Below are 16,948 nucleotides of genomic sequence, written 5' to 3' on the forward strand. Positions count from 1 at the left end.
GCGCGAGCTGTTCACAGATGAAAGCCTGGAGGCGCGCGTGGTCAAGGCGATGGAGACGAGCTTCGCTGGGGTGCTGGAAGGCAAGAAACAGTACCAAGTGCCGCTTTACCAGCGGACATACGCCTGGGGGAAGAAGCAGCTCGACCAGCTCTGGGATGACGTCGTCGAGGTGGCCGCGGCCCGTCGCGAAGAGCCGGGGACGAGTCACTTCATCGGCTCCCTCGTTCTCGCCACGAGCCCGGATTTCAACGTCGTCGGAGTCTCCAAGCTGCTCGTCGTCGACGGTCAGCAACGATTGACCACGCTCACTCTCTTGCTCGCGGCTCTTCGAGATCATCTCGCCAAGACGGGCGACACCGAGGGAGCGGCGGGCATCCACGCCCAGTACCTCGTGAACGTCTACGACAAGGACAAGCCTGCCAAGTTACTGCCTACCCAAGCCGACCGCGAGGCGTACAAGGCGGTGCTGACGTCGTCCCCGGACGCCGGTGGGTCCGATGCCATCGGCATCGCCTACAACCACTTCCGGTCCAAGATCGCAGCGGTCGACGACCCCGACGACCCGCGCGACCTGGAGGAGATCGAGAACGCGGTCGTCCACGGGCTCGCCCTCGTCGTGGTGACCGCAGAGCAAGGCGACAACGCGCACCGCATCTTCGAGTCGCTCAACAACACGGGCTTGCAGCTCAGCCAGTCAGACCTGCTCAAGAACTACCTGTTCATGCGGCTCGGTGAGCGCGCCGAGGACGTCTATGACAACGTCTGGCTGCCGCTGGAGAAGAAGCTGACCTCCGAGGCCCTTGAGCTGCTGTTCTGGTTGGACCTCGCCCAGCGCGACGAGCGTGCCAAGCAGTCGGACACCTACGCCGGCCAGCAGAAGCGGCTGGAGAAACTCACCACGCCCGACCAGATTGAGTCCGAGGTACGCCGCATCGCCGCTCTCGGCGATGTCCTGGCCACGATCCTCGATCCGTCACGTGAGAGTGACCTGTCGATCCGGCACCGGCTCGAGCGCATCAGGGCGTGGGGATCGACCACTGCCTACCCGGTCGTCATGACGATCCTCGCTCGTCGGGCCGCGGGCACCGCGACACCCATGCAGGCCGCCAGCGCCCTGCAAACGCTGGAGTCGTACTTCGTGCGCCGCATTGTCGTGGGACGCGCTACCGCCGGCCTCAACCGCAGCCTGCTCCAGGCCGTGAGCACTGTCGCGGACGCCGAAGCCGTCGACGTCTCACTGCGCGACTACCTGTCTCGCGGGCGCAGGCACTTCGCCACCGACAAGCAGATCCGCCAGTCCGTCGGAGTGGTGCCCTTCTACTGGCAGGGCCGTGCCGCGCAGAAGAAACTGATCCTGCAGTGGCTCGAGGAGTCCTACGGTTCCAAGGAGGTCATAGTCCCCAAGAACCTCACGATCGAGCACGTGCTGCCCCAGACCCTGACCGACGCAGTCCAGCAGGACTTCGCGGCGGGGCTTCCCGAGGACGCCGATGTGACCGCCGAGCACGAGCGCATCGTTCACACCCTCGGCAACCTCACCCTGACCGGTTACAACAGCGAGCTCAGCAACCGCCCGTTCCCCGCCAAGCGAGCCATGCTCACCGAGTCCGGCCTCCGCATGAACCAGGAGATCGCCACACATGAGGCGTGGAGCGTGAGCCAGATCAGCGCACGTGGACTGGCCCTGGCCGAGAAGATCATCACCCTGTGGCCTGGACCGAATGAGGCGCTCGCTGGTGCGAAGGACGAGGAGCCATCGGAGGTCCGCCGGCTCGTCGCTTCGATTGTCGCCGAGATCCCCGCTGGGCGCTGGACGACTTACGGTGAGGTCGCGCTCGTCGCGGGTACCTACCCTCAGCCCGTCGCAGCGATCCTCTCCACCCATCTCATGCAAGGTGCCTGGCGGGTGCTGCAGTCTGGCGGCACAATCTCACCCGGCTTTCGCTGGCTCGATCCCGAGCGCACCGACGACCCCCGCGCCTACCTCGAATCGGAGGGTCTGACGTTCAACGACGACGGGCACGCCGCCGCTGAGCAGTTCATCGACGCTCGGGAGCTCGCGGAACTCGCCGGGCTCGAGGTCGGCGACGAGACACCCGGCTGGCGAGCAGCCAGCGCACGGCCGCTGCTGGCACAGCGGCAGGCATTCTTCCAGACAGTCCGTGACCTTGGCGAGTCCACAGGGACTCTGATCACGTCCTGGCCCAAGACCACGACGCAGGACGCCGTGGACGTCAATATCGGTGTGCCGGGCTGCGCCGTCGTGCTGGCGTTGGCCAGCCGTGAGCCGAACGTCAGCTGTTCGTTCTACATCCGCAACGACAAAGCTCTCTTTACTCACCTCCTCGCGCGCCATCAGGAGATTGAGAGGAATCTGGGCGCCATCCTCGAGTGGCGCGACAACCCCGAGCACAAATCCAGCCAAGCCGTTCTGCGGCGCGACGGGGACTGGCGTGACGAGACGCTCGCGCCCGACCTCGCTCGGTGGCTCGTCAGCACTGCCGAGACCTTCGCCGCGGTCTTTCCGAAGCGTGTACAGGAAGCCCGAGCGCTCCTCTGAACGAGATCATGACTGGACGACCTAGGCGACACGTGCACTAGTTCGCGACGGCGTGGAAGTGAAGCGCATGAGGTTTTCTCCCGCTTCTATGCGGGTTGAAACTGCCCGGCGAGTGAAGCGTCGTGGACTTGCGCGTACTCGATGGGCGGGTTGGCACCTGGGAGGGCAGGTCCCGCTCTCAGCGGACTCGCTCGATTCGTAGAACTTCGTCAACTTCCTGGCGTGTGCACTCCGGGTCGAGGTGATGGACCCGTTCATACAACGCGTCGGCCAGTTCCGTTGCTCGGCCCACGTCCCCTTCTGCGGTGAGCGCCTGGATGGCGTCGCGGTGCAAGGTCTCCGAGCAGGGTTCGGCGCGGATCCCTATCATCGCGGTCTCGACAGCGGCCCGGTTCTGTCCTTTGCGGAGCTGGACCTCGGCGAGGAGGTGGGCGGTGTCGGCGATGAGGCCGATCATGGCTTGTATTTCGGTCTCGGCCCAGATGAACTCCGTCCCTCCGATTCCGAGGAACGGCCGGTCTCTCACCAGGCGCAGTGCAGCAGCAAGGTCGGCCGATCCATCCGTGCCTGCGGTGAGGCCGCGGCGGGCGTGCTCCTGGAAGTCGGTCCAGTCGCAGGTCACATCGTCACCGAGGCGGTACAGGCCGTCCTCCCCGACGACAGGGAGGTAATCTCGGCCGAACCATTGACGTGCCCGGTAGACCAGGCTGGCTCGGGTACGGGCATTGATGCGTTCTCCACTCCAGAGAATCTCATCAAGTTCTGGGCCTGTCGCCGGCCCATGGAGGGCGAGGTAGACGATCAGTTCTCGCGCCCTCTTATGTCCACCTGAGGGTGCACCGTCGATCTCGACGCGGCCGAGCACCTTCACCCTCGGTGCCGCTGGGTCTCGGCTTTCGAAGACGCCAACATGGGAGGCAAGGATCGGGGTCTCTGGCGATGCCGCCGCAAGTGCAGAGGTGAACTCCTCCTCGAGGTCTCGGGTCTCGTCCCCGGTCCCATCCGCATCCTCTGCGGTCGGGTCGCTTCCGAGGCGCAAGAGGTTGACGAGCTCGCAGTAGTTCTCGACGGTCAGGCGTTGCGGTCGGAAAGGCAGTCCGAGCGGTTCCAACTGCGCTCGCCCCTCGGGCCCGATGCGCACCTCGAAGCCGTGCTCCTGCGGAGTTGCGGTGATGAGGACGGATCCGCTCCACGGGGCGGCTGCAACCGGGCTCTCTTGGCTCCCGATTGCGACCCCATCGGTCTCTGGTCTCGTGACCATGAAGATGACGGGGAGCCACACGTCCGGGACCGTCCCGGTCGATCGCGCCACGAGTGTGTCGTGGATTCCCTCCGCTTTCAGAACTCGTGCCACGTCCGCGTTCCGGAGATTCAGCTGGCCTGCCCGGTCGTCCTCGTCGTCGACGATCTGGAGCCGAACGCGGTCACTGACCGCGGCGAGGTCCGCGACTTCCTTGCCAGCGACGAGTCCGATGCGCCCGGTGAGTTCGCTCGTGAGAAGTTCGGTGGCGATGGCGCGGGCGACCTCGACCGGCGCGTCACCCGGTCCGGTGATGCTCAGGGTGCCGGCGGCTTCGAGGTTGAGGATGAGCACCGCTTCTCCCTCGATGCCGATCGTCACCAGAGCGGGGTATGGCTCGGCGACGTCGTCGGTCGCGATCGCCTCTGCGGCGAGCAGATCGCTGGTCAATGCAGTCCAGGTCTGGCCGTCGATGGTCTGGAAGGGACCGATCGGGTCGTCGTCGGAGTCCGCGAGCACGAGTTCGATGTCGGTCTCGGTGAGACGGATCAGCTGGACGCGTGGCAACTGTCGAGCCGCTGCCCGGCATCGGGCGGCCAGGGCCAGCAGAGAGTCCTTGAGTTCGGTCAGCGTCAAGGGTTGGGGTGCACGTCGAAGTGCGGTCTCCGCGACCTGCTCCAGTGACCCCGGGACCGGCATCGGGATGCGTTCACCGGTACGGCGGACACGCTGCCGTAGCAAGCGGCGCCTGGTCATCTCGCCGATCACCCCGGCCGCCGCGAGTGCGGTGAGGCCGAGGAAGAGCGAGGTGGCGAAAGAAGAGGTGGGTTCGGCCTCGGTCGTGTCGTCGGGCGCTACCTCGGAGGTGTCGGTGTCCTCGGTGGCCCCCGCGCCTGGGGTGGTCCCAGTGGTCGGCGTGGTTTCTGCGGGGGGCGTGGCTTCGGCGGTGGGCGTACCGGTAGCCTGCGGCATCGGCGGAACCGAGGGCAGGTCCGGGGCAACCTCCGGCACCGGTGGCAGAGGCTCGACCATCACGGGTGGGGCGGGTGGCGCGATGCTCGTAGGACTGGTGGGGATGGTGAGTAGCCAGCCGGGTTGGATGAGATCTGGGTCCGTGAGCGCCCGTCCGTCGGCTTGGACGAGACCGGCGTTGGCGTCGAATATCTCGACGTAGCGGAGCTCGTCGTCGAGCTCGTCGCCGGCGATCGCCCAGAGGCTCTCCCCCGGCTCGACAACATGAGCGACAGGCTCGGCCAGTCCGGCGTCAGCTGTCTCTTCGACCCGCGTGGGGAGGTTGCTTGCGTCGGTGGGCAGTTGGAGCGTCCATCCGGGGTAGATCCAGTGGTCGCTGCTCAGGGCGCGTCCGTCCGCCTGGGGTGCGCCGAGGTTCAGGTCGCGGATCTCGGCATACCGGGTTCCGCTGCCGAGGTGGTGTTCGGCCAAGCTCCAGAGAGTGTCGCCGTGGGCGACCGTGACCAGCGGGTGGTCACCCTGGCCTCCAAACGCAGCGAGGTCCGGGGTCGTGGGACCGGCCTCGCTACCGGTCCCACTCACTCCGCCAGGAGTTCCCGCCGCAGCGGGTGCAGCCTGCGCGTCGATCGGCAGCGGGACGTACCCCACAGTCGCATAAGCCGCAGGCGCCATCGCCACGGGTCCGCCGGAGACGAGCAGCATGGCTGAGGCCGCGACCAGCCCGGCGGCGGCGCGCTGGCTCCATCCCAGCAGCGGGATCGAGGGTGCGGGCACCCGCCGCAGAGTCGAGGTGAGTTCGGTCAGGACGCTGATGGTGAAGGCAGCCCAGGCCAGCCAGGCGACGACGGCGAGGAGCCCGACGAACAGGGATCCGTCGTCGGGCTGGATCAGGCTCTGCCAGATGCCGTCCCAGTCCGGCATCGCTGTGGGCACTGGCATGGGTGCGACGACCAGGAGGGCGAACGGGAGACCCACGACGAGGGCGAGCAGGACCAGGAGTGCGAGCCCGGCGCGTAGCCGGTCGCGTGCTCTCGTCGTCTGGCGATCGGTGTGCTGGTTCATGGTCCTTGCCCTGTCGTTGAGTGCACGAGGACCGCGGCGGCGTTGCCGTTCGCGCTGAGGGTGCCGATGCCGATCAGGGACAGGAACACCGTCCGGGACTGGCTGGTGACATGGACCTGGATCCGCGTCCCGTCGTCGCTGACGCTCACGGCACCTTCAACCCCCGCGCTGGTCAGGTAGGTCTGTGCGGCGCGGACGGCTTGCTCGACGTCGATGCTCAGGTCCCGTCCGTGGGCGATGGCGCGGGTGTCGATCGCTTGTCCGCCGGCGCGGGCTGCTTCGGCGGCGATGGACTCGGCGCGTTGGGTGGCGCGCAGTTTTGCGCCGCCGTCGGCGATGAGGCCGGCGAGGATCATCAGGCCGATGGCGGTGATGGCCACGAAGACGGAGACCGACCCGGTCTCGTCCCTCCACTGCACGCGAGAGCGTCGTTGGCCGGTCATCGTGATCGGTACCGATCAAGGGATGAGGTCGCCGACGCAGTCATCGTCCGGCTGCCGGGCAGTCCGGGGACCGCCAGGTCACTCAGGGGGACGGTGCAGGAGACCGTGACCGTGACAGTCGCGGCCTCTCCCAGCGCGGCGGCGAAGCCTGCGGCGTCGACATCGACAGCGCTCGATGCGCAGACCACGCCTTGGGCAGCGAGGTCAGCCGCAGCCGTACTCGTCGCCGCTGCGACCGCTGCAGCAGGGTCCCGGGCCAAGGTCGCTTCGCGTGCAGCTGAGGCGGCTGCATGCTCGACCGTCCCGGCCGCCAGGTCCACCCGCCCGGCCATGACGATCAATCCCAGCAGGAGGAGCAGCGCTGGGGTGATGATGGCCAGCTCAAGGGTTGCACTCCCCCGCTCACCATCTACACGCACCGCCGTGATGCGATCTCTGAGACAGCTCATGGCACACCCACAGTGAACCGCTCGACGGGCCCCTCAGCATGCTGGGAGACCGCGAGTCCGGCGACGCCGGGCAGCACGGACAGGGCGCGTCCGGTGACTTCGATCCGCACACGCGTGGCCGTGGATCCGTCGAGCACCTGGGCTTCGAGCAGCGTGTCCGACCCGTGGGCGGCGATGAATGCCGTCGCACGGTCCACCCCGGCCCCGGGTGTCGCCTGGTAGAGGCGGGCGGCGCTGACGCCTTCTTGGGCGGCGGCGAGGGCGAGTCCGCGGGCGTGAAACCAGAGGCCGAACTGCACGAGCGCGAACACCAGGAGAAGCCGGACCGGGAACAAGATGGTCAGTTCCAGGCTCGTCGACCCGCGCTCGGACCCGCCGTGGACGAGGTCCCGGCGGATGCGCTTCACCCAGGTCATGGCAGTCCCTGCGCTCGGTTAGTTGATCTGGTCGACGCGGCGTTGGACGGCTGCGGTGATCGCGACCACGAAGAGCGTGGCGACGGCGATGAGGCCGAGGGTGATCATGACGACCTCGAGGGTCGTGGCCCCGGCTTCGCCATCGCCGGCGTGGATGCGCCGGTTGATGGTCGAGCGGGTTGCGGTCATGTACGCGCTGACCAGGGTGAGTGCTGCGTAGAGGTTCATTGTCTTCTCCTTCCGAGGTGTTCACGGTGACGTGCGGGTTATCCGACGAGGATGCGGATGAAGGCGGGGTAGCCCACCAGGGCCATGAACGCCACCCCGAGCAGGGCCACGGGCACGACCATGTGCTCCGAAGCGGCGTTGGCTTTCGCGGTCGCGCTGGTCAGCAGCTGTGTGCGCAGGGACGCCGCTCGGGCGCGCAGGGTCGCGTAGACGGCGGCGCCGTCGGCCCCAGACAGGTGCATGATGTCGGCCAGGTCCCCCAGCTCGGGCACCCCCATGACGTCGGAGAGTTCGCTGAGCCCATACCAGGCCGGCACGCGGGACAGCTCCGCGCGCAGCAGTGCCTCCCGGATCCGGGTGAACGAGCGCGAGTCGCCGATGCTGGCCGCGCGGTCCAGTGCCTCGGTCGTGCCCGCGTCGGCCGCCCGCTCCAACGCAACCAGTTCCAGGTACACGCACGCGGCGCGGCGCATGTCCTCGCGTTCCTCATGTGCCCGACGTCGCACGTCCAGTTCCGGGACGAAGAACAGTGCCGCTCCCAGCGCCAGGGCAACGACCGTGGGAACGGCCAGAGGAACGTGCACGCCGGTGGCGGCCAGCAGGAGGGCGAAGACAGTGGGGAAGGCGACACCGAGGGCGGCGTAGCCGATCTTGCGCAGAGCGAGGTCTTCCGGGGTCCAGCCCACGACCCTCAGGTCAGCGGCGAACCGGCGTAGCCCCAAGGCCTCGGCCACCCGGGGTAGGTAGCGGTCCTGGATCGCACCCACCCGGGCGGGCACGACGAACCGTCCTTTCGAGGCGGCTCGGGGTGCGTAGAAGGTGTCCTGGGGGCCGGCGTCCAGGCGGCTCAAGGCGGCGCGCAGGCTGGGGCGATTGGGCACCAATGCCGCCGCGATCGTCGCGACACCGAGCCCGACCATCGCCCCCGCTACGAGGACCATCCATCCGTTCATCGCCCGCCCACCTCCCCTGCGACGTGCACTGCGGCGGGTTGGCGTGCGATGAACCTCGGGGCCGGTGGTGAGACCGTCAGCGCCCTCATCCACGCCAAGCACCCGATGAACGCCACGGTGATCAGTGCCAGCACGAGTTGCCCCAGCGGGTCGCCGTAGGGCTGCAGGTAGGTCCCGTTGAGAGCGCCCACTCCCACGACGGCGAAGGTGATGATCGTGATGGCTTTGGCCGTCGCCCGCGGTTTGGCTCGTTCGGCCTCGATCTTGCGGCGCACGCTCACGTCCTCCGCGACCGCGTCGGCCACCGCGACCAGGATCCGGGCGATCCCGGGGCCGCGCCGGCGAGAGTTGAGGATCAGCGCGCTGACGATAAGGTCCCCCGACGCATCGTCCAAGTCGTCGGCGAAGGCCCGCAGCGCGTCCTCAGTCGACCAGCGGGCCGCGAACCGCGCCGCCAACGCCCCGACCTCGTTGGCGATCGGGGGTGGGCAGATGCGCAGCGTCGAGGTGATGGCCTGCTCGAGGCCGATCCCGGCGATGAGGATGTCCGACAGGCGCCGGGTCCACTCCTCCAACGCCTCCACCCTCCCGATCACCCGGCTCTGCGCCTTCGCCGTGCCCAACAGCACCGGCATTCCCAGCACCGACGCGGTAGCGATGAGTCCGACGACCGGCCACCCGGTCACCAACCAACCCGCCACTCCCGCGCCGGCGGCGATGTACCAGCGCCACCGCCGCGCATCACCGCGACTCCCGCCGCTACGGCGCGCTCCGGGTCGCAGCGACCCGGCGGCGTGCCGGTGCCACGACGCCCGCGGCGCCGTCGTCGTGCGCACACCGGTGAGTGCGATGACGAGTCCGCCCACGATGAGCGCCCCGGCGAGTGCTGCGATCAGCTGGCTCATCTCCGGTCCCCGTGGTCGAGGGGCCGGGCCCAGGTTCCGGCTTTGTGGTCGAGGAAGGCCGGGTCGAACCCGGCGTCGGTGTAGTCCTCCAGGAACGCCGGGTGGTGCAGGGGCACCGCGCGACCGTCCGCGCCGGGCCCGAACACGGTGGTCGTCACCGGTCGTGATCCTTCACCGAGGCCGTTGATCTCCAGGACGTGGGAGACGAACCGGTGCTTGGGCCCGCCCGTGGCCAACCGGTCCACCATCGTCAGGTGCACCACCAGATCCACGGACCCGGCGACCAGTCGGTAGGCGAAGGCGTCGGTCATGGAGTTCCCCGATGCCAGGCACAAAGTGACTGCCCGGTCGATCGCGTGGTGGGCGGTGCGTGCGTGCAGGGTGCACATCGACCCGTCACCGGTGCTCATCGCGTCGAGCATCGGCAAGATCTCCTCCCCGCGCACCTCCCCCACGATGATTCGCCGCAAGTTCATCCGCAGCGCGTCATTCACCAGGTCCCGCAGCGTCACCTCACCGGCCCGGTCCCCGTGCGCGTCCTTCTCACTCGACCCCTCCCGGGCTTCCATCGGCACCACGCGGGGGTGGCGTTCGGGGAGGGAGTGCAGGTGCAGCTCGTACTCCTTTTCGATGGTCGCGAAGCGTTCCATTGGATCGAACTCGCTCGCCAGCGCCCGCACCAACGTCGTCTTGCCCACGTTCTGCAAGCCCGTGACCACGATGTTCTTCCCCGCCCGCAACCCCGCACCCAAGAACGCCGCCAGCGCCGTGTCGAGTGTTCCCAGGCGCACCATGTCGGCGAGGTTCACGTCCCGCACCCGGTGACGGCGGATGACGACGTAGGGTCGCGGCGTCGTCCACGCCATCGCCGCAAGGCGAGACCCGTCATCGAGGCGCAGGTGGAGGCGGGGGTTGGCGGAGGAGAAGGTGCGTTCAGCGGACCCGGTGCGCGCTGCCAAGAGCTGGAGTTGTTCGATGAGCTCGGCATCGGACTCGGCCACCGCGGGGCCGCGTTCGTCGCGGCCGTCCGCGTAGGAGATCCACACCTGGTCGCATCCATCAACTTCGATGTTCTCCACGTCCGGGTCATCGATGAGCGGCTGCAGCCGGCCCATCCCGAACAGCGCCGCCATCACCGACTGGGCGATCGCCATCTCCTGCTCCACCGGCCACGGGCGCTGCCCGGCGCGCACCAGAGCCCGCGCCCGGCGTGAGAGGTCCTCGGCGAGCAACGCCCGGCACAACTCGCGTCGCGCACTTGGGTCGGCCACCGGGTCCTGCTGGAGGCGCTCCGCCAGCTGCTCGGAGACTGCCCGGCGCACCTCGCGCACAAGCCCATGGTCTGCGGCAACGGCGTCATACCGGTTGAGCCCTGGTGGGATCAACGCGCCCAGGCCCGCCGGGTCCGCGCTTCCGGGGACTGCGGGGTGCTCGGCGCGTAGGTCGATGGTCATGATCGCGTCCCCTCGGGCAGACGAGTACTCACCAGGCGGCTGCGGATCCCGCCGGCTGCGGCTGCGGCGGACCGCATGAGCGAGGACCGGGCAAACCGCCAACCGGTGACCCCACCGCCGGAGAGAATGCTCGCCGCACCTCGGTCAGTGGCAAGCACCAACAGGTCATCCACCTCGAGGGCACGGGCCACCTCATCCGCACCGTAGGGCGCCCGGTCCCCGACCAGCAGTGCCGTGGTCCGCCGTACCAGTCCACGCGACTCCCGGAGCGCCGCAAGTGCTGCCCTTGCGGCGACGACCCCGGTGAGGGTGGGGCGCAGCACAAGCACGACGACGTCGGCGCCGTCGAGCACCGGGGACGGTTCGTAGCGGTGACCCAGGCGCCCGGCGTCGGTGAAGACGTCAACTCCGGCCGGGTCGAGGTCGTGGGCCGCCGAGACGAGCCGCGGCCACAGGCCACCAAGGGACGATCCCTGGGTTGGGTTGCTGATCCCCGCGAGCAGGAGACGGGTGCCGTTGGGGTCCAGTGCTAGCGCCTCACCGAGCAGGTCATCGCCGGTCAGTGGGCCGCGTCGGGCGGCGAGGGTGAGCACTCCCCCTCCTGCTGGGATGGCGGCCTGCAGGTATCCGGGCAGGATCCCCGACCCGGCGGGGTCGGCGTCGATCACGAGGGAGCTGCGCCCACCTTCAAGAGGCCACGCCCAGGCCAGCGCGAGCGCGGCGGTGGTGACCCCTGGTGCGCCGTTCGCCGAGCACAAGGCGATGAGCGTCATGACTGGCCTCCCGCCGGTTGGAGGACCACGGCGATATCGCCGCTTGCCGACAGCGCCGCGAGCGCTGGGCCGGCGTCCGCGTCGACGACGACGTCGATCACGCTCACCCCGTTCAGGTCGGCCGCCCCCACCCGCACGACAGTGACCTGCGTCGCCGCAGTGGCGGTCGCGGCTGTGTCCTGGCCTGGTTGTGGTGTGGCGACCACGAGCAGGGTGTCCCCAGCGTGGAGGCCGCCGACTGGGAGGCGGTTCGCTGCGAGCGCGAGTGGGACGAGGACCTGGCCCTCGCCGGGCGGCATCTGCGCAGCGAGGTGCGCGGGGTTCAGGAGCGTGCCGGCGAGGAGGTTGGTCGTTGCGACCAGGCCCACCAGGCCCCCGGCATCCGCTGCAGGGACCGTGGTGACGGTGGGGTCGACTGCAACGTCGGTGACGGACAGGTCCGTCTGGGTGATCACTTCGCCGTAGGCGACGTCGTGGGCGAGGACGATGACGCTGGTCCGGTCGCTGGCGCCGGTGACGAGCCAGGCCGCGACCAGGGCACCCAACGCCGTCAGTGCGATGCCCAAGGCCAGGAGGCCAGGGCGGCGCCGGCCCTGCGGGACTGCGAGCGCCGGCGCGGACAAGGTGCCCGGCCGCGCTTTGGCTGTCGTCGGCGCCTGGCCAGAGGTCCGTCGGGTTGTGGTCATCGCGTTCTCCTTTCGGATACTGCGGATGCATTACTGGTTGAGGACTTGCAGCTCGCCGATCTGCAGCTGCGTCGTCGAATCCCGGGTCGTCGTCAACGACCCGGACTGCCCACCCCCGACCCAGGTGATGTCCCAGGTGGTCGTGGCGGTGACGGTGTAGGCGTCGCCTGGTTGCCCGGCGGAGGACCGCGGGTAGACGTACCCACAGTCGGGAGAGTCAGTGAACGCGCCACCGCCGTAGGGGGTGCCGGGGCCGCGGCAGGTGACGGTGTGACCGTCACCCATGTCCCAGACGATCTTGGAGGCGCTGGCGGTCGCGGTCACCGACACCCCGGTCACCGACGCGGTCGCAGTCACCGGCCCCCAGGTCGCCGTCGTCGCGTCGGTCCACATCCAGACCGGGATCCCCACGAGCCCGAGCCTGTCGGTCGGCGGCGCCATCGCGATGTCGGGGCCGAGCAGCGTCATCTGCGCGATCGCCTGCAGAGCCACCTGTGCCGGGGTCGCGGTGATTGCCGGCGCGGCTACGGCGTCGTCGAGCACTGCCCATCCGTAGTTGGACGATCCTCCACCGGCCAGCATGCACTCGCGCTGGTAGACACTCCGGCCTTCCGGACTGTCTCCACTCCAGATTGGGTGGCTCGCATTCGGTGGTGGGTCGAGTCGCAGGTAGTAGCAGCCGTCGGCGTTGTTGAACGATCCCCACAGGTCGCTCGAGCACGGCATCGAGCGAGTGGAGTTCGGCACCACACACCCAGTACCAGTGGAGCCAGATGCCGATGGTGTCGGCGTCCCTGGAGTGTCTGGCCGGCCCGGTGCGCCGGGCTGATCGGCGGTCACGTAGCAGGTGTAGTCAGACGGGGGACAATCCACACCTTCGATGACCTGCGCCGAACTCGGACCAGCGCCGTACACCAGTGCGATCGCCAGCAGTGCCGTGACGCTCATTCGCCTCAGCATGATGACTCCCGGTACACGGTCGTATCGCCGATCACCCATCGGCCGTCGTGGACGAACGCCGTGGAGATGGACACCATGCGCGTCGGCTGATCTGGCGCTGCTGCAGATCCTCCGGTGGCGGCGTAGACCGGTTGCCAGTTGGTGACATCGACGCAGTCGCGGATGGTTGCCGACCCGTTGGCCACGAAGGAAACGTCGGACACCTCCGGAGAGATCACCGGTGTACCGGAGAAGACGATCCCGTTGAACGCGTAGCGATCCGCTGCGTCACGGACTCCGCCGAGGGCCTTGTCCTGAGAGTTGTAGCTCAACTCCGGAGGCTCATTCGTGGGATCCGTCATGTATCGGACGCGGGCGTCCCACCATGCTTGATACGTCACGAGGATGTCCGCGGTAGCCTGCTCGATCACGGGGTCCACGCTCGGAGTCGGCTCCACGGGTGGAGCGGTAGTCGCCGGAGGCGAGGTGGCCGGTTCCGACGTCGCCGTTGCTGACGGTGAGTTCGACGCCGTCGCGGTCGGTGTGGGCGACGCCGCGCCGCCCCCGCACGCAGCGAGCATCAACGCCAAGGTCGCCGCGAGCGCGGCGACCTTGAACCTTGCGCACTTCCGTTCGTGTCTCATGGGCGATCTCCCGCTCCCATCCGGATCGACGTTGACCCAGCGGTACCCCACGGGTTCGACCGCTGAACTCATTGCACACCTCATGCGAGGTTTGCGAAACCGGAGAGGTTCCTCCCCGAGCCACCCGCGCGGCGCACCATGGTCTGGACTGTTCATACCTCCAGGTATGCCAGGCCCCGCGGGACACCGGGCGGCCCCAGAGCGGATCTGTGGATGACACCGTCCGCATGAACTTGGTGGATGGTGATCACATCCACCCGCAGTTCGTCCTCCGCGACGAGTCTCCCCCACCCGGCCCGGCCCGGGACCTCGGCGCCTCACGGGGCAGTCGGTGCCAACGCGATCGCCAACAGTGCGTGACGCTCGTCCGCGTCAGCACGACGTCTCCCGATACACGGCCGTATCGCCGATCACCCATCGGCCGGCATAGATGAACGCGGTAGAGATGGACACCACACGCATCAGTTGATTGGGCGCCAGTGCGGAATCCCCCGTGGCAACATAGACCGGCAGCCAGTTAGTCACGTCGACGCAGTCGCGGATGGTTGCCGAACCGCTCGCCTCGAAGGAGACGTCGGACACCACCGGAAAGATCACCGGCGCTCCGGTGGTGATGATCCCGTTGTACACATACAGGTCTGCCGCTTCGCGGAGTCCGACGAGGGCATCGTCCTGAGAGTGGTAGCTCAACTCTGGGGGCTCGTTCATGGGATCCGCCATGAACTGGATCCGCGCGTCCCACCACGCCCTGTACACCTCAAGGATGTCCGCGGTGGCCTGCTCGATCGTCGGGTCGCTGCTCGGGGTCGGCTCCACCGGCGGTTCGGTGGTCGCCGGAAGTGGGGTGGCTGGTTCCGTCGTCGCCGTTGCGGACGGTGAGCTCGACGTCGTCGCGGTCGGTGTGGGCGACGCCGCGCCTCCCCCGCACGCGGTGAGCATCAACGCCAAGGTAGCCGCGAACGCGACGACCTCGAACCGTGCGCACTTCTGTCCGTCTCTCACAAGCGACCACCCGCTCCCATCCGGATCGACGCTGACCCAGCGGTAGCTCCTGGCCATGACCGCTGAGTCCAGTGCACAGCTCGTGCGCGGATTGCGATACCAGGCAGGTTCATCCTCGAGGTGCCCACAAGGCGCGCGGTGCTCTGGACTGTTCATGCCTTCCAGGTATGCCATACCGAGCGGGACGCCATGTGCCCCTGGGGCGGATCTGTGGATGAGATCGGCACGACGGGCCTTGTGGACGACGATCTCTACCACCCTCTGTTCGCCCTCCGCGGCGAAATCCCGTTCACGCCGCCCGCGACCTCGGCGCCTCATACAGGGCGGTCGGGGGCCGGCGCGACTGCACCACCGTGGAGGCCAACGCCTCGACCATCACCGGGTCGTCATCGACGGTCAGGTCACCGCGCAGCGCCCGGTCGAAGAGGCCCTCGTGCTCACCGGACCCGCGGACCACCGCCAGGACCCGGTGCGCCTGCCACTGCGGGATCCCCGCGTGCAACGCCAGCCGCCGCCAACTGCACATCGTGGCCCGACCATCCGGGCGACCCGGGTCAAAGCTGAGCAACGCGAGAGCCAGACGCTGGGCATCCTCGCGAGACCACCCAGCACTGATGAGCACCTGTCCGATCCCACCCAGCACGCACCGCAGCAGCTCGCGGTTGATGATCTCGTCGCCGAGGTCCCCCGCCCCTGCGCCGCCGCGGGCTACGGCATCGTGAACGCTAGCGTCGAAGGCCACCGGCCGGGCGAAGGTGGCTCCATCGGGTGAGTGCGCCAGCTTCCATGCTTTGCTCGCCGTCGTGCCGTACCGGGCGGTGACCATCTCGGTCGCCACCGCGCGGCGGATCACCCGTGCCAGGACACCCCAGGGACTGTTCGCCTGACGGATGCGCGGAGCGGCCAGCTCCTCCCAGGCCGCCTCCCAGGCGGAAGCCTCCGCCTGACTCGCCTCGACCCCGTGCAGGCCGAGCGCTGCGACCATGGACCGCACCATCGTCGAGCGGACATCAGCCAGGACTCGGGTTGCCGTCGGGCCGTTCCACCCTTCGGCGTCGATGCGGACCAGGTCAGCCAACAGGGCGTCGTTGTCATGCAGTTCTCGCGCCGGGGCCCGGCCACGGTGCGGGGCTGCGGTGGGCGTCGAGGGCGTGGTCGTCGTCGTGGTGGACATGAGTACCTCCAGGTGTCGTGGGAACACCCCTCACGCTCACCGCGTCATATAGCCCCACCGATGACGGACCGCTTTGCCGCTGCTCAACCACCTGATGACGGAGGGATGACGCCCGCGCGTCATCGCCGCCAGCCGATCGTCACGGTGATGACGCACCGATGACGCCGGACCTCATCAAGGCGTCAGACTCCAGCGTCATCGCCTCGTCTATATGCCCTGAGGACAGTAGGGCGCCATGCAATTTCATGGAGGTCCTCACGATCACCGGCAAGTTCGCGGTCCGCCTCGTCACCCCCAGGACGTAGCCGCAGACGCCTCAGACGACCACTGTCTTCCCCATCGAGGCCCTGATACGAAACGTCATCACGTAGCCTTATCTGTAGACGATTCGCACCAGGTGAGGACTGACCCATGGCGAAGACACTGACACCGAGCACCGCGAATCAGGCGGGGCTCTCACGAAGCGCCCTCTACCGCGCCACACAGGACGGTCGCTACGAGCGGATCGCACGAGGCATCTACCTACCCACCGGCGCGGGGCCGGCCGACTGGGACTGGATCGAGGCCTCGACCCGCCGGCCCGACGCCACGATCTGTCTGACCTCCGCGCTGGCGCACTACGACCTGACCCACACCATCCCCGCGGCACTGGACATCGCGATCCCTCGCGGGTCCCGCACCCCGGCCGGGAGCCCATCGATCGCATGGCATCAGTTCGACCGCGCCACGTTCGACGTCGGCAGGGACGAGATCGCGATTCCCGGCACGGATCTCACGATCGGCATCTACTCCCCTGAACGGTCGATCGCCGACGGATACCGACTCCGCGGAGACACCGGGTACGAGATCGCCCGGGACGCTCTGAAGGAGTGGCTGCGCCGCGGCGGCAAACCCGCCCGGCTCATCGAGATCGCCTCCCAGCTCCCCCGTGCCCGAGGACCGATCCTGCGCGCCCTGAACGCACTCACCTGAACACCGGCGACAGCGTCTTCCGCCAGCTCCAATCCACCGCGCGAACGACTGCACTGAAGACGGGCACGGGCACACC

At 68.3% G+C, this 16,948-nt stretch carries 17 protein-coding genes; 3 read left to right on the forward strand and 14 right to left on the reverse strand.

Annotated features, from left to right (window positions below):
* The first annotated feature begins 37 nt into the window (after positions 1 to 37).
* The gene (locus BLQ50_RS13380; RefSeq protein ID WP_245701218.1) at positions 38 to 2,560 is read left to right on the forward strand and encodes a DUF4268 domain-containing protein; all 2,523 of its coding nucleotides are present in this window, start codon (positions 38 to 40) and stop codon (positions 2,558 to 2,560) included.
* A gap of 178 nt (positions 2,561 to 2,738) precedes the next feature.
* Here the strand turns inward: BLQ50_RS13380 and BLQ50_RS13385 are convergent, their stop codons facing one another.
* The 13 genes from BLQ50_RS13385 to BLQ50_RS13445 all read right to left on the reverse strand — a co-directional run bounded on the left by BLQ50_RS13385 (position 2,739) and on the right by BLQ50_RS13445 (position 14,432).
* Entirely contained in the window at positions 2,739 to 5,834 is a 3,096-nt protein-coding gene (locus BLQ50_RS13385; protein ID WP_093184508.1) for an AfsR/SARP family transcriptional regulator, read from the reverse strand.
* Entirely contained in the window at positions 5,831 to 6,253 is a 423-nt protein-coding gene (locus tag BLQ50_RS13390) for a pilus assembly protein TadG-related protein (protein WP_217629175.1), read from the reverse strand. The genes BLQ50_RS13385 and BLQ50_RS13390 overlap by 4 nt, the downstream gene beginning before the upstream one ends.
* A gap of 20 nt (positions 6,254 to 6,273) precedes the next feature.
* Complete coding sequence (locus BLQ50_RS13395; protein WP_093184514.1) at positions 6,274 to 6,726, reverse strand: TadE/TadG family type IV pilus assembly protein; 453 nt, start codon at positions 6,724 to 6,726, stop codon at positions 6,274 to 6,276.
* Positions 6,723 to 7,142: a TadE family protein gene (locus tag BLQ50_RS13400; RefSeq protein ID WP_093184516.1), complete on the reverse strand. Its 420-nt coding sequence runs from the start codon at positions 7,140 to 7,142 to the stop codon at positions 6,723 to 6,725. The genes BLQ50_RS13395 and BLQ50_RS13400 overlap by 4 nt, the downstream gene beginning before the upstream one ends.
* An 18-nt stretch (positions 7,143 to 7,160) precedes the next feature.
* Positions 7,161 to 7,370 carry a hypothetical protein gene (locus tag BLQ50_RS13405; protein WP_093184519.1) on the reverse strand — a complete coding sequence of 70 codons (210 nt, stop codon included), beginning with the start codon at positions 7,368 to 7,370 and terminating at the stop codon, positions 7,161 to 7,163.
* Positions 7,371 to 7,408: 38 nt separating this feature from the next.
* Entirely contained in the window at positions 7,409 to 8,323 is a 915-nt protein-coding gene (locus BLQ50_RS13410) for a type II secretion protein F (RefSeq protein ID WP_139185826.1), read from the reverse strand.
* A complete protein-coding gene (locus BLQ50_RS13415; RefSeq protein ID WP_093184523.1) occupies positions 8,320 to 9,228 on the reverse strand; it encodes a type II secretion system F family protein in 909 nt (302 codons plus the stop codon). The genes BLQ50_RS13410 and BLQ50_RS13415 overlap by 4 nt, the downstream gene beginning before the upstream one ends.
* Complete coding sequence (locus BLQ50_RS13420; protein WP_093184526.1) at positions 9,225 to 10,682, reverse strand: TadA family conjugal transfer-associated ATPase; 1,458 nt, start codon at positions 10,680 to 10,682, stop codon at positions 9,225 to 9,227. Before BLQ50_RS13420 ends, BLQ50_RS13415 begins: the two co-directional genes overlap by 4 nt.
* Complete coding sequence (locus BLQ50_RS13425; protein WP_093184528.1) at positions 10,679 to 11,455, reverse strand: hypothetical protein; 777 nt, start codon at positions 11,453 to 11,455, stop codon at positions 10,679 to 10,681. Before BLQ50_RS13425 ends, BLQ50_RS13420 begins: the two co-directional genes overlap by 4 nt.
* Positions 11,452 to 12,141, reverse strand: a complete 690-nt coding sequence (locus BLQ50_RS13430; protein WP_093184531.1) for an SAF domain-containing protein — start codon at positions 12,139 to 12,141, stop codon at positions 11,452 to 11,454. The genes BLQ50_RS13425 and BLQ50_RS13430 overlap by 4 nt, the downstream gene beginning before the upstream one ends.
* A 30-nt stretch (positions 12,142 to 12,171) precedes the next feature.
* Positions 12,172 to 12,888 carry an ATP/GTP-binding protein gene (locus BLQ50_RS13435; protein WP_139185827.1) on the reverse strand — a complete coding sequence of 239 codons (717 nt, stop codon included), beginning with the start codon at positions 12,886 to 12,888 and terminating at the stop codon, positions 12,172 to 12,174.
* Positions 12,889 to 13,094: 206 nt separating this feature from the next.
* Positions 13,095 to 13,724: a hypothetical protein gene (locus BLQ50_RS13440; protein WP_139185828.1), complete on the reverse strand. Its 630-nt coding sequence runs from the start codon at positions 13,722 to 13,724 to the stop codon at positions 13,095 to 13,097.
* Positions 13,725 to 14,096: 372 nt separating this feature from the next.
* Positions 14,097 to 14,432 (reverse strand): hypothetical protein, encoded by a 336-nt coding sequence (locus BLQ50_RS13445; RefSeq protein ID WP_139185829.1) that lies wholly within the window; start codon positions 14,430 to 14,432, stop codon positions 14,097 to 14,099.
* Between the two features lie 10 nt (positions 14,433 to 14,442).
* Between BLQ50_RS13445 and BLQ50_RS13450 the strand changes: the two genes are divergently transcribed.
* Positions 14,443 to 14,772 (forward strand): hypothetical protein, encoded by a 330-nt coding sequence (locus BLQ50_RS13450; RefSeq protein ID WP_139185830.1) that lies wholly within the window; start codon positions 14,443 to 14,445, stop codon positions 14,770 to 14,772.
* Between the two features lie 243 nt (positions 14,773 to 15,015).
* Here the strand turns inward: BLQ50_RS13450 and BLQ50_RS13455 are convergent, their stop codons facing one another.
* Positions 15,016 to 15,900 carry a hypothetical protein gene (locus BLQ50_RS13455; RefSeq protein ID WP_093184543.1) on the reverse strand — a complete coding sequence of 295 codons (885 nt, stop codon included), beginning with the start codon at positions 15,898 to 15,900 and terminating at the stop codon, positions 15,016 to 15,018.
* A 411-nt stretch (positions 15,901 to 16,311) separates the two neighbouring features.
* On the opposite strand from BLQ50_RS13455, the gene BLQ50_RS13460 reads away from it, so the two are divergent.
* Complete coding sequence (locus BLQ50_RS13460; protein ID WP_093184545.1) at positions 16,312 to 16,872, forward strand: type IV toxin-antitoxin system AbiEi family antitoxin domain-containing protein; 561 nt, start codon at positions 16,312 to 16,314, stop codon at positions 16,870 to 16,872.
* Positions 16,873 to 16,948 lie beyond the last annotated feature (76 nt).

The organism is Sanguibacter gelidistatuariae, from assembly GCF_900096585.1.
GTDB classification, from domain to species: Bacteria; Actinomycetota; Actinomycetes; order Actinomycetales; family Cellulomonadaceae; genus Sanguibacter; species Sanguibacter gelidistatuariae.

What these genes read in the sequence shown, in the direction of transcription:
- BLQ50_RS13385 (WP_093184508.1), bottom strand. Translation starts at nt 5,834, where the DNA reads ATGAACCAGCACACCGATCGCCAGACGACGAGAGCACGCGACCGGCTA.
- BLQ50_RS13395 (WP_093184514.1), bottom strand. Translation starts at nt 6,726, where the DNA reads ATGAGCTGTCTCAGAGATCGCATCACGGCGGTGCGTGTAGATGGTGAG.
- BLQ50_RS13400 (WP_093184516.1), bottom strand. Translation starts at nt 7,142, where the DNA reads ATGACCTGGGTGAAGCGCATCCGCCGGGACCTCGTCCACGGCGGGTCC.
- BLQ50_RS13405 (WP_093184519.1), bottom strand. Translation starts at nt 7,370, where the DNA reads ATGAACCTCTACGCAGCACTCACCCTGGTCAGCGCGTACATGACCGCA.
- BLQ50_RS13410 (WP_139185826.1), bottom strand. Translation starts at nt 8,323, where the DNA reads ATGAACGGATGGATGGTCCTCGTAGCGGGGGCGATGGTCGGGCTCGGT.
- BLQ50_RS13415 (WP_093184523.1), bottom strand. Translation starts at nt 9,228, where the DNA reads ATGAGCCAGCTGATCGCAGCACTCGCCGGGGCGCTCATCGTGGGCGGA.
- BLQ50_RS13420 (WP_093184526.1), bottom strand. Translation starts at nt 10,682, where the DNA reads ATGACCATCGACCTACGCGCCGAGCACCCCGCAGTCCCCGGAAGCGCG.
- BLQ50_RS13425 (WP_093184528.1), bottom strand. Translation starts at nt 11,455, where the DNA reads ATGACGCTCATCGCCTTGTGCTCGGCGAACGGCGCACCAGGGGTCACC.
- BLQ50_RS13430 (WP_093184531.1), bottom strand. Translation starts at nt 12,141, where the DNA reads ATGACCACAACCCGACGGACCTCTGGCCAGGCGCCGACGACAGCCAAA.
- BLQ50_RS13440 (WP_139185828.1), bottom strand. Translation starts at nt 13,724, where the DNA reads ATGAGACACGAACGGAAGTGCGCAAGGTTCAAGGTCGCCGCGCTCGCG.
- BLQ50_RS13445 (WP_139185829.1), bottom strand. Translation starts at nt 14,432, where the DNA reads ATGAACGAGCCCCCAGAGTTGAGCTACCACTCTCAGGACGATGCCCTC.
- BLQ50_RS13450 (WP_139185830.1), top strand. Translation starts at nt 14,443, where the DNA reads ATGAACTGGATCCGCGCGTCCCACCACGCCCTGTACACCTCAAGGATG.
- BLQ50_RS13455 (WP_093184543.1), bottom strand. Translation starts at nt 15,900, where the DNA reads ATGTCCACCACGACGACGACCACGCCCTCGACGCCCACCGCAGCCCCG.
- BLQ50_RS13460 (WP_093184545.1), top strand. Translation starts at nt 16,312, where the DNA reads ATGGCGAAGACACTGACACCGAGCACCGCGAATCAGGCGGGGCTCTCA.